Source organism: Stenotrophomonas sp. HMWF003, from assembly GCF_003061285.1.
GTDB lineage: Bacteria > Pseudomonadota > Gammaproteobacteria > Xanthomonadales > Xanthomonadaceae > Stenotrophomonas > Stenotrophomonas maltophilia_AP.
Map to the genome: position 1 here is coordinate 8,811 of NZ_QAIW01000339.1, position 8,096 is coordinate 16,906.

General features: G+C 69.2%; 3 protein-coding genes. 1 reads left to right on the forward strand and 2 read right to left on the reverse strand.

From position 1 onward, the window contains the following. Together DBR34_RS13615 and DBR34_RS13620 are read right to left on the reverse strand one after the other, a co-directional pair. A partial coding sequence (locus DBR34_RS13615) for an ATP-binding protein (protein WP_181394007.1) occupies window positions 1-3,230 on the reverse strand: 3,230 nt, incomplete at its 3' end. A gap of 59 nt (window positions 3,231-3,289) precedes the next feature. After that, window positions 3,290-5,968 (reverse strand): ATP-binding protein, encoded by a 2,679-nt coding sequence (locus DBR34_RS13620; protein ID WP_181394008.1) that lies wholly within the window; start codon window positions 5,966-5,968, stop codon window positions 3,290-3,292. Window positions 5,969-6,288: 320 nt separating this feature from the next. Between DBR34_RS13620 and DBR34_RS13625 the strand changes: the two genes are divergently transcribed. Beyond that, a partial coding sequence (locus tag DBR34_RS13625) for an ESPR-type extended signal peptide-containing protein (RefSeq protein WP_258223924.1) occupies window positions 6,289-8,096 on the forward strand: 1,808 nt, incomplete at its 3' end.

Consider the following 8,096-nt stretch of genomic DNA (forward strand, 5'->3'; position numbering starts at 1 on the left):
ATCAGCAACGCACCCTTGAACGAATGCAGGCGCTCGATGGCCCGCCCGCTGTCGCCTGCACGCAGCGCGTCTGCCAACTGGGCCAGGTCATCGCGTCCGGTGTCCACGAACAGACGCAGCACCCGTGGCGGGAAACTGCGCGCCGGTGCCGCAGGCGCAGGGACAGGGACAGGTGCGCCGGCGCTGACGCTGGGAGGCGGCTGCTGCTGCGCGTCGGCGTGCACATATCGGGCCAGCATCGCATCCAGCGCACCCAGGCTCATCGGCTTGAGCAGGATGTCGGTGATGCCGGCGGCCCGGCAACGCTCGCGCTCGCTCGACAGTGCGGTGGCGGTGATGGCCAGGATCGGCAGGCGCGCATCGCGTTCGCGCAGGGCGGTGGCCAGCTCGTAGCCGTTCATCACCGGCATGTTGATGTCGGTCAACACAGCCACGTAGTGACCGGGCGCCCAGCGCTGCAGGCCCTGTTGGCCGTTGTCGGCGGTATCGACCAGGAAGCCCAGTTCCTCCAGCTGCTGCAGGATCAGCTCGCGGTTGACCGCGTTGTCTTCCACCAGCAGGATCCGCCCGCGCCGGGCGGGCGGCGCGGCCGGTACGGTGGGGCTGGCCGCCGGTGAACGCGGGTGTGCCAGGATCGCATCGACCAGCGCCGCGCTGGCGTAGCAGGACACCTGCAGCTGCCCATCCACCTGCCGGGCGACCAGCGGCCCGGCCGCATGCGCGCGGATCACCCGCGCATGCGCGTCCACCAGGCGTTGTTCCTCTTCCTCGCTCCACGCCCGGCGTTCCCCGACGATCACCAGCATCGCATCGCCCGGTTCCATGCTCCGGGGGCGGTCCAGCACCGTCAGCGACGCGCCCAGTCCGCCAAGCAGCGTATCGAACTCGGCGCGCCACTCCGACGCCGCCGACAACAGCGTGATCGCCAGCCCCTGGAGCACAGGCGCTGGCGGGCTCGCCTCGGCGGAGGACGCCACCGGCACCTCCAGGGCGAACACGCTGCCCACGCCCGGCGTGCTGTCTGCGTGCAGGCTGCCGCCGAGCAGGTGGGCCAGCTGCTGGCACAGGGCCAGGCCCAGGCCGGTGCCACCATAGCGGCGCGAGATGCTGGCATCGGCCTGCGAAAACGGCTGGAACAGATGCTCCATCTGCGCCGGCGTCATGCCGATGCCGCTGTCCACCACCTGGAACCGCAGCATCGCCGTGTCCTCGGCCGCGCCCGCTGCCTGCGTCACCCGCAGCAGCACGCGTCCGTCGTCGGTGAACTTGATGGCATTGCTGAGCAGGTTGTTGAGGATCTGACTGATCCGATGGGCGTCGGCGACATAGCCACCGGCCAGGGCCGGATCGATGGCATGGAACAGCTTGAGGCCCTTCTGCTGCGCGGCCGGTGCATACAGCAGCGCGGACTGCTCGATCAGCGCGCGCAGCGTGAAGGGCAGGGGGTCGATGTCCAGCTGGCCCACTTCGATCTTCGAGAAATCCAGCACATCGCTGATGGTGGCCATCAGCGAATCGGCCGACAGCCGGATGCGGTCCAGGTGCTCGTGCTGGGCCTCATCCAGGCGCGAGCGCGAGAGCAGCTCAAGGTGTCCCAGCACGCCGTTGAGGGGCGTGCGTATCTCGTGGCTCATGGTGGCCACGAACGCGCTCTTGGCGCGGCTTGCCGATTCCGCCGCCAGGCGCGCGCGCTCGGCATCCTGGCGCGCGGCATCCAGCTTTTCCTGCAATTCCAGCTGCGCGGTGACATCGCGCAATGCGCACACCCACACCGGCTGGTCCTGGTAGGACGCCGTGGCCATCACCACCTGCAGTTGGCGGGTGCTGCCGCCGGCATCCTCCAGCGACCAGTGGAATTCCTGCGGCACCGCGCTGGTCGGGCTGTGCACGTGCGCCACCAGCCCTGCATACAACGTGCGCTGCGCCGTTGGGTGCCCGGCAATGGCCCGGGCAACGTCGTTCTCGGCCAGCGGCGTGCCATCGCGCGGGTCGAGCAGGCACAAGCCGACCGGCGTGGCTTCGATGATGGTGCGGCTCAACGCTTCGCTCTCATAGACGCGCGATGCATCGGCCAGGGCCGGTGCGAAGACGCGCCGGTCGAGCAGCAGCAGCAGCGCCCAGAGGATGCCCAGGATCAGCACGGTCGCGCCCGCACGCAGGGCCAGGTCGTCGCGCTGGTCGGTGAACAGATCCCGCCAGGTGTAGAAGTGCACCATGGTCCAGTCCACGCCGCCGATCGGGCCGGCAACCATGAACAGTCCGTCGCGGTGCAGATAGACCGGTGTGCCGCGTTGGAGCGGCAGCGTCAATCCACGCAGGGCGGCGTCCGCGTTGGCCGGTATCGTGCCGCTGGACAGCACGTGCTTGCCACTGCGCGTCACGATCAGGAACGCACCGGGGGTGGATGCGGCCAGCCTGGCCTGGACCAGGTCGAGGCGTTCAAGGGTGACATGGCGGATGTAAGCCTCTCCATGTGTGGCAAGCGTCAGCACGCCCACCAACGCCTGCTGGTGGGTCAGCGGGTTTTCGCCCATGAAAGACACCAGGCGGCCTTGGGCATAGGCGCTCTGCAGCGGGCCCGGTGCCGGGCGGATGCCGGCCAGCCGTTCTTCATGCACGGTTAGCCGCTCGAAGGCCTGCGCGCGGGTGCCGACCTTGAGCATCTGCAGCAGTTCGACCTCGTCCCGCACGCCGGTCACCGCGACCAGCCTTCGGGACGGATCGTAGACGTACATGGAGGGCGTCGCCCCAGCCTGCAGCGCGGTGATGCTGACCGCCGCGTAGGCGGAGTACTCCTGGATCATGCCCAGGTAGGCGGCCAGCACCTGCGGTGGCAACTGCTGCGTGTCGTGTCCGAGCACCAGCCAGGGCACGGCGGTCTTGCCTTCGGCACGGATCACCAATTGCTCGCCGGCGGCTGCGAACGCCTGCCGCAGCGGCTCGCCGTTGCGCGCCAGCAGCGGTTGCTGCGCGCTCCAAAGCGCGTCGTTGGCGTTCATCGCATTGGCGTAGGCCCGGTCGCGCTGGCCCAGGTGGAAGTCCACCGCCTCCTTGGCATGCATGTACTGCTGGCGCTGGCTGGCGTGGAAATCGCGGATGCCCAGCAGCACGCTGATCGCTGCCGTGGACAGGATCAGTGCGCTGACCAGAATGCCGCCGCCAAACAGCAGCCTGCGCTGGTGACGCCGTAACGAGGACAACCGTTCAACCGGGCTGGAGGGTCTGCTCATGGCCCGATGGTGCGCCAACGGGCCGGTGTTTTCCATCGCAGGACGCTGCACCGGCCGCGTCATTGCGCATCGCCAGCGGACGGTGGACGCCTGTCCAGGCTGCGCAGCAGTTGCAGCAACGCGTCGCTGGCGTAGCACGATACGCTCCAGCCATCGGGGTGATGCTGGGCGGTAAGCGGGCCGTCGGTGCGCACACGGACCACGGACGGGTGGCACCGGTGCGCAAGCGGCAGCTCAACCACGCTCGTCGACCGTTCGAAGACGATCACCGCGTCTACCGGCATGGGCAGCTCGTCAGCGGGATCTTCCGGGTCGGTGCGCACCGCGACCTGCGCGCCCCATCCTTCCAGCCGACGCACCAGTTCGGTACGCCAATTGGCCGAGCGCGAGACCAGCGCCAACTGCATGTCCGCCAACGGGTAGTCCTCCGAGGGTGTCGGCAGCCGCTGCACCGGCACCTCGAAGTGGAACACGCTGCCCACGCCGGGCGTACTGTTCACCGCGATGCAGCCGCCCATCCGCGCCACCAGTTGCTGGCACAGCCACAGGCCCAGACCGCTGCCCCCGAACCGTTTTCGGATCGATGCATCGGCCTGCACGTAGGGCTCGAACAGGCGCACGCACTGCTCGACACTCAACCCGATGCCCGAGTCGGCCACTTCCAGCCGGAGCAGGGTCTGTCCGTGCTCCTCGCGGATGCTCGCGCGCAGCACGATACGACCGGACAAAGTGAACTTGACCGCGTTGCTGACCAGGTTGCGCAGTACCTGTTCGATACGCCCCTGCGCGCCGCGGTAGACCGCGCCGGTGCATTCGGCCAGTGACACGTCCAGGTCCACGCTGCGTTCCAGCGCAAGCGGCGCATACAGCATCGCCACCCGCTCCAGCATCTGGGCCGGTTCGAACGTGGCCTCGTCGATGCCCAGTTCGCCAGACTCGATGCTGGACAATTCCAGCACGTCGCTGATCGTGGCCAGCAGGGCATCGGCCGACTGGGTGACGCGTGACAGCCGTTCCTGCTGGGCGTCGTCCAGGTTTGACCGTGCCAGCAGCTCCAGGTGCCCGAGGATGCCATGCAGCGGCGTGCGCAGTTCGTGGCTGATGGTGGCCACGAACATGGTCTTGGCCTGGCTGGCGTTCTCCGCGTCGATGCGGGCGCGCTCCTGCCGTTCTTCCAGCTGGATGCGTGCGGTGAGGTCGCGCAGGGCGCACAGCAGTACCGGTCGGTCCTGGTAGATCGCCCGGGCCGCGCCCACCAGTAGTTCGCGCGGGGGGCCGCCATCCGGATCGGGCACGGCCATCTGGTACTCGCGGCCTGCGGCGGTGATCGGGGCGCCCTCGAAGCCGCTCACCAGGTTCTGGTACAGCGACTCGCCCGCGCCATCGACACCGGCGGCATAGCTGCGCACCTGTTCGTTCTCCAGCACCGGGCGGTTGCGTTCGATGTCGATCAGGCACAGGCCGACCGGCGACATTTCGATCAACGCGCGGTTGACCGCTTCGCTCTGGTAGACGTGCACGGCGCGTGCGATGAGCGGCGCCAGCACACGCCGATCCAGGCGCACCAGCAGCAGCCAGACCCCGGCCATCAGGCTCAGCCCCAGCGCGACCATTGCCGCCATATTCCAGCCGCCGTCGCGCAGGATGTCCTGCCAGCTGTAGACATCCACCAGCGACCAGTCGGTGTCATGCACCAGATTGGCGATGTAGTAGCGCCCGTCCTGGCCGTGACGGGTAAGCGCGGCGCGCTCGGGTGTCCATAGCCCGGCGGCGTGCAGCGCGTCCAGCGGGATGGGGGCCGCAGCAGGGCGGGTACCCATCAGCACCCGGCCATTGGGGGCCAGCACCATGAGGTGTCCATCATCGCCACTGCCCAGCAGGGCAGCGAGGCGCGCAATCGGCTCGAAGGCAACGAACGTGCCCACGTCGGTGTCGCCGTCGAGGACTGAAAACGCCGACACGAGGCTGAGCTGTCCGCTCACCGGGTGCGCTGCGATCCCGCGCCGAACCCGCGCGCCTTCCCGGGAGGGATGCAGCCCGGGGATGGTGTGACCGGAGTGGGTCGGCGGCGCGAGCTGCCCATAGGCCAGCAGCCGCTCGAAGAGGGCAGTGCGGTTGTCGATATGCAACGATCGGCTGAGGTGCGCTTCGGTCAATCCCTGATTGAGCACGAGCAACCGCCCACTGGCGTCATGGAAAAACGCAGGCTCCGCCGCGGCCTGCTGCGGGTCGGTGCTGGAGACGCTCATGATGATCGACAGCGCAGTGGCAAACCGCAGATAGCGCTGCAGCCGGGTCCGCTCCCAGTCCGAAGTGTCGCGGCCCACGACCATCTGCGGCACGCTGTCGGACCCGGCGTTGGCGAGGTCACGCTCGTGCTGGCGCAGGAACGTGGTCGCGGGATCGTCGCTGTCGAAGCTGCTGGTCCACACCTCCGGCGGATGCCGCCAGGCGTATTCAGCCATGTTCTGCAGGCGCGCCAGATCGACATCACGCTGGGCAAGCGCGGTGTTCAGCGCCCTGGCGGCGCGACCGAAGGCGGCCTTGCGTTCGTCGTGGTAGCGCTCCACGTGCATCGCGACGGCCGCGAGCATGCCCAGCGCGATGACCAGGCTCAGCAGGCTGCCACCGGCGAAGAGGATGCGCCGGTGATGCCGGTGCAAGGCCATTACATCCTGCTGTGCTCCGGTATCCCGCGAGGGCAACGGGGCGTACAGGCGCCGCAGTGCGTTGAACATGAGGGGCTCCGGCAACGGGCAAGGCAACGACGCCCGCGCGCCGCGACAGTGATGAGGATCGGGCACGCCAGACGGCGTGCGCGGAGGAGGCCAAAGGATGGAGAGCGCCCCCTGCCGCTCCCATAGGACCGGGCCCATTCCCGCCGCCTCGTCGCGCCAGGGCGTTGAATCCATTGGGCAATCGCCGCTGAAGCCGGCGCTGCCCCTGTCTCGTTTTGGGCCGTGTCCGATAGGGCCGGCGATCCCCCCCACCTAGCCTGTACTCCGACGCAGCAGCGCCATCCCGGTGCCGTCGCCCTTGTCCTTTACGGAGTACACCCATGAACATCATCTATCGCATTGTCAGGAACGCGACGACCGGCACGTGGATCGTCGCTTCGGAATTCGCCAAGGGCCGCGGCAAGCAGCCGACCCGTCGGGCCGCGGCGCTCGGTGGCCTGCTGTCGCTGTCGCTGGCCGCCGCTGCCGGTGCCAGTGAACCCATCGCCGCAGAGGATGCGGCGTGCGTGGACGAGCACGGCATCCAGGTTGCCTGCGCTGCCGAAGGAGCTCGTTCGATCGGCGTGTTCGCCGATACCGACCCGGTCAATGTGGGCCAGTTGCGCGGCAGCGTGCAGAGCGTCGCCGATGCACTGGGCGGCGGTGCAGGCGTGGATGCCGCCGGTGTACTCACCGCGCCGAGCTATGTGCTGGGTGGCGCGACCTACACCAACGTCGGCAGTGCGCTGACCGGTCTGGATGCGCGCGTGACCAGCAACGAAGAAGCGATTGCCAACATTCCCAATGGCAGCCGGTTCATCTCCGCGTTCCAGGGGACCGGCACCGCCGCTTCGACCCCGGCGGGCCCGAATTCGCTGGCGGTGGGTCAAGGCTCTGTTGCCAGCGGCAACGGTGCCAACGCGTTCGGTACCAACTCGCGCGCGAGTGCCAACGGTGCCTTCGCCGTGGGTGCCGGCGCGCAGTCGTCGGGCAACAACGCCAGCGCGCTGGGCTACGGCGCGGTGTCTTCCGGTGGCGGGAGCACGGCCGTGGGTGGCGGCGCGCGCAGCACCGCGCAATCGGCCGTGTCCATCGGCCAGGGCGCCACCGCCGCCAGCGTCTCCTCGACGGCAATCGGCCAGGCCTCCAACATCGCCGCGGCCAGCACCGGCTCGGTGGCGATCGGCAACGCCAGCACCATCACCGGCAGCGCGATCAATGCCGTGGCCCTGGGCACCCAGAGCCGCGTCACCGCCGCCAATGCCAGCGCCCTGGGCGACCAGGCCCAGGCCACGGCCAGCAATGCCGTGGCCATCGGTTCGGCCTCGCTCGCCGACCGCACCGACAGCGTTTCCTTCGGCACCGTGGGCGCCGAGCGCCAGCTGGTCAACGTGGCCGACGCCACCGAAGCGACCGATGCGGTCAACCTGGGCCAGCTCAGTGCCGCCTCGTCCAGCGCGGCTGCCGCCCTGGGCGGCGGTGCCGGCGTCAATGCAGACGGCACCCTGAGCGCACCGAGCTACACCGTGGCCGACCTGGCCAATGGCGGCGATGCCACGGTCGACAACGTCGGCGATGCGTTGACCACCCTCAACAGCAGCGTGCTCAATGTCGATGGCCGCGTCAGCGCGTTGTCCACCGCGATCGACGCCGGCACCGTCGGCCTGGTCCGGCAGGCCGATGCCACCGCCGATGTCACCGTGGCGGCCGCCAGCGCCGGCAGCCGGGTCGACTTCAGCGGCACCGCCGGTGCCCGCGCGCTCGACGGCGTGGCCGATGGCGCGCTGGCCGCCGGTAGCCAGCAGGCCGTCAATGGTGGCCAGCTGCAGGCCACCAACGCACAGGTACTCAACAACACGACCAACATCGCCAACCTGCAAGACGGGCTGAGCGGTGCCACCCGCTACGTCAAGACCAACGGCCGCGGCGACGACAGCGATGACGCACAGGCGACCGGCCTGGGGGCGGTCGCGCTGGGCCGTCTGGCCAACGCCGGCGTGGCCGATGCCATCGCCATGGGAACCGCGGCGCGCGCGCAGGGCACGGCCAGCATGGCGCTGGGCGCCAATGCCAGCGCGGCGGGAGAAAGCGCCGTCGCCCTGGGCGCGGGGTCGGTCGCCGACCGCGACAACGTGGTGTCGGTCGGTGC

Excerpts from the sequence above, each read along its gene's own strand:
- DBR34_RS13620 (WP_181394008.1), bottom strand. The coding sequence starts at position 5,968 with ATGTTCAACGCACTGCGGCGCCTGTACGCCCCGTTGCCCTCGCGGGAT.